Here is a 3,023-nt window from a genome sequence, read left to right on the forward strand (position 1 = left end):
CAGCGTATGGAACGCGCGGCGGAAACGGCGGCGGCCGGCAGTGCCGCCCGCCAATGAGCGGGCGGAAATCCCAACCTTGAGTGACCGGTCGTAGGCCGTGCGTCTGGAGGGGGCGAGCGCGAAGCCGAAGTCGACGTCGTCGTGCACCTCCGGGTCCAGACGGTGGATCCGTGAACGCACGCTCTCCCAGTCCGCGCGCCGGAAGGCGCAGTTCGAGCCGAACGGCGGCCAGTGGGCCATGGCGAGCCCCATGGAGACGAAGTACGCCTGCATATAAGCAAGGTTGGCCAGCCACGCACGGAGGGGTCCGGCGTCGTAAAAGTTCCCGGGACCGGTCAGCACGGCGAGGTCGGGTTCCGCGTCAAAACGGTCCGCGATGCGTTGAAGCCAGTCAACCGGCGGGAGCGTGTCCGCGTCGCAGCGGACAATGATGCTGCCGAGCGCGGCGTCGTAGCCGGCGGAGGCAGCAGCAGCGATTCCGGGCGCCGGCTCCCTCAGCACGCGGGCACCGAACCGGGCAGCCACCTCCGCGCTGCTGTCGGTGGAGTTGTTGTCCACCACGATGACCTCCAGCGGGGCCGTTGTCTGCTCGGCGAGTGCTTCAAGGCAGCGAGTCAGCGGACCGGCGTCGTCCTTGCAGGGGATCACCACGGACAGGGACGGCATGTGCTGATCCTAGCCGCCGCCTGCAGTTCTTTCGGTGTCGTCTCCAGGGAAGAAGAGATCCTCGATGGTGCAGCCGAAGATCGCGGCCAGCCGGAATGCCAGCGGCAGGGAGGGATCAAACCGGCCGCGTTCGATGGAGATGATGGTTTGTCGCGAGACGCCCAGTTCATCGGCGAGCCGCTGTTGGGACCACGCCAACCGCTGGCGGGAATCGTGGACAGAGTTGCGCACATCAGCCCTTGCGTTGGAGGACCAGGTAGCGGATGCCGAAGGAGGCAAAGCACGCGAGCACAACAGCGGGAAGGACGAGCTTGAGGTCGACGGGAAAGTTTGCGGGGATGAACGCAAGGATGGTCGCGCCCGCTCCGGCGAGCAGGACGAGGTCGGTGAACGCGCCGGCGGCCGCACGGTCATACCACCCGGATTCAACGGATTCCTCCGGCCGGTCGGCGGCACCCTTGATGGTGCCGCGGTCCACCACGACGGCGTAGACGAGGGCGACCAAGGGCAGGGCCAGGCAAAGGGCAAAGACCACGCCGCCAAGCATCGGATTGGACTCGGTGGCGCCCATTGCAGCTGCCACCACCCCGAGCGCTGCCGCTAGCGCCAGCCCGGCGGGAATAGCTACCCCCAGTGCTGGGAAACCGCCCCTTTTTGTGGTGCCCCACGGTGTGCGTACCTGTTGATCGTGCATTGGTTCCTCTCCATCATGTAAACCTTGCTTTACATGACAAGTTTGCTTTACACGCTGTCTACTGTCAAGCGCCATTCACTGCCAGGCAGGGGCGCTTTGGAAGGCCTCACGCACAGCGCGCAACGCGGCCAGTAGGCTTGAGTTCATGATCGCCGACCTCATCCGACGGCCGGCCACGCACGCCGAAGTCGCAGCGGACGGCGTGCGGGCTGCAGCCGTACTCAGCACCATCGTGATGGTGTTCTGGTGGGGGCCGGTGGACGTCGCCGTGTTCTTCCTCGCGCTCGGTGGCCTCACGTTGTCCCGCTATGCCCGTCCGCACCCGGTGTTCGATGCGGTGTACGGATGCGCGCTGCTGTTCGCATGCTGGAGCAGCGTCCTGAATGTGTACGAACTTATTGCCTGGTGGGACCTGCTGGTGCACTGCGTCTGCACCGGGCCGGTGGCCGGCATGGCGTACGTGCTTGGATCGCACCTGCAGGTCTTGCCCGCCGCCGGCCACGGACGCCGGAACCGCGTGGGTGTGGTGCTGCAGGTGGTGCTCCTCGGCATGGCGCTCAGCGTCCTGTGGGAATTCGCCGAGTGGGCCGGTGATGCCTGGGTCACCGAGGACATCTACGTAACCTATGCGGACACCATGGGCGACCTCGCCGTTGCCACCCTCGGGTCACTCGCGGCGGGGATTCTGCTCGTAGCGCTCAGCCGCCCGCGCGTCCGGTCCTACCAGTAGCCTGCCACGCGGCTTCGAAAATCATCCACGCCTGAAGTTGCGTGGACAGTTCTACTGAGCCCTTACCGGCCGAAGCTCCCGGCGCGGCAGAAAAGACCAGGACAGTACGACGACGGCGGCCGCCGGCTTCCCGCTCCGTGCGCCCCTCCCACAGGGCGCGCGCCGTCGTCGTGATCAGGGTGCGGGCGATTGTGCGGGTTGCTTCCGGCAGGTGCGGTGAAACCGCCGCGAGCGCAAGGTAGCGGGCGAGGATTCCCGTGAACAGGCCCCCGTCGCCGCCGCCGTGGGTGCGCAGGGCGCCGTCCGGCTGGACGAGGTGGGTTGCTATGGCGGTGATCAGGCCTCTGGCGCGGTCAAGGCTTCGTTGGTCTCCGAGGGCCAGCAAAGCGCCGAGGGCCGGGCCCTGGTTGTAGGTGTAGAGGTCGGTGACCAGCCGTTCGCCGGGCATGCGGATGCCGTCGAAGAGGAGCCCGGTTGCCGGATCCAGCAGCCGGGCGAAGAGCCAGTCCACCAATTGTGCCGACTCGTCCTTCCGCCCGATGCGTGCGAAGTAGAGCGCCGCCGGGGCCGTAGCCGGGGTGTTCTTGAAATCGCGGGATGTGTTCCAGAAGAGGCCGCCGCCGAGGTCTGAAGTGTGTGCTGAGATCAGGGCCGCGGTCAGTGTGGGAAGCGGTCTGGTGTCTGCGATATCGGCTGAGCGCAGGGCAGCGAGGGCTAGCCAGGCCATGTCGTCGTAGTAGCTGTTTCTCCAGCGCCCGCCGTTGCGCAGGCGGATGGTGCGCAGGAGGCGGCGAGCGCGCGTGCGGTGAGCGGCGCCGTCGTCGTGATGGGTGATGTCTGCGCGCTCCGCCGCATCGAGGAGGCAATCGAGATAGTGCGCCTGCCACCAGTAGTGCCACGGAACTGTGCTCCGGTTCGGGAGATTGACCTGCG

5 protein-coding genes are annotated in these 3,023 nt (G+C 66.8%); 1 reads left to right on the forward strand and 4 read right to left on the reverse strand.

What is annotated here, in order from left to right; all coding sequences use genetic code 11:
• From P4U43_RS17750 to P4U43_RS17760, 3 genes are all read right to left on the reverse strand, one after another.
• A partial coding sequence (locus P4U43_RS17750; RefSeq protein WP_277359923.1) for a glycosyltransferase family 2 protein occupies positions 1–666 on the reverse strand: 666 nt, incomplete at its 3' end.
• A 9-nt stretch (positions 667–675) separates the two neighbouring features.
• Entirely contained in the window at positions 676–897 is a 222-nt protein-coding gene (locus P4U43_RS17755; protein ID WP_277359924.1) for a helix-turn-helix transcriptional regulator, read from the reverse strand.
• 1 nt (position 898) lies between these two features.
• Positions 899–1,360, reverse strand: a complete 462-nt coding sequence (locus P4U43_RS17760) for a hypothetical protein (protein WP_277359925.1) — start codon at positions 1,358–1,360, stop codon at positions 899–901.
• Positions 1,361–1,505: 145 nt separating this feature from the next.
• On the opposite strand from P4U43_RS17760, the gene P4U43_RS17765 reads away from it, so the two are divergent.
• The gene (locus tag P4U43_RS17765; protein WP_056546241.1) at positions 1,506–2,090 is read left to right on the forward strand and encodes a hypothetical protein; all 585 of its coding nucleotides are present in this window, start codon (positions 1,506–1,508) and stop codon (positions 2,088–2,090) included.
• On the opposite strand, the gene P4U43_RS17770 is transcribed toward P4U43_RS17765, so the two are convergent.
• The coding region (locus P4U43_RS17770; protein ID WP_277359926.1) for a glycoside hydrolase family 76 protein at positions 2,059–3,023 on the reverse strand (965 nt) is incomplete at its 5' end. The two genes, P4U43_RS17765 and P4U43_RS17770, sit on opposite strands and share 32 nt — an antisense overlap.

This window comes from Arthrobacter vasquezii, assembly GCF_029455255.1.
Lineage (GTDB): Bacteria > Actinomycetota > Actinomycetes > Actinomycetales > Micrococcaceae > Arthrobacter_D > Arthrobacter_D parietis.

Coding starts and splice junctions, on each gene's coding strand:
- P4U43_RS17760 (WP_277359925.1), bottom strand. CDS start 1,360: ATGCACGATCAACAGGTACGCACACCGTGGGGCACCACAAAAAGGGGC.
- P4U43_RS17765 (WP_056546241.1), top strand. CDS start 1,506: ATGATCGCCGACCTCATCCGACGGCCGGCCACGCACGCCGAAGTCGCA.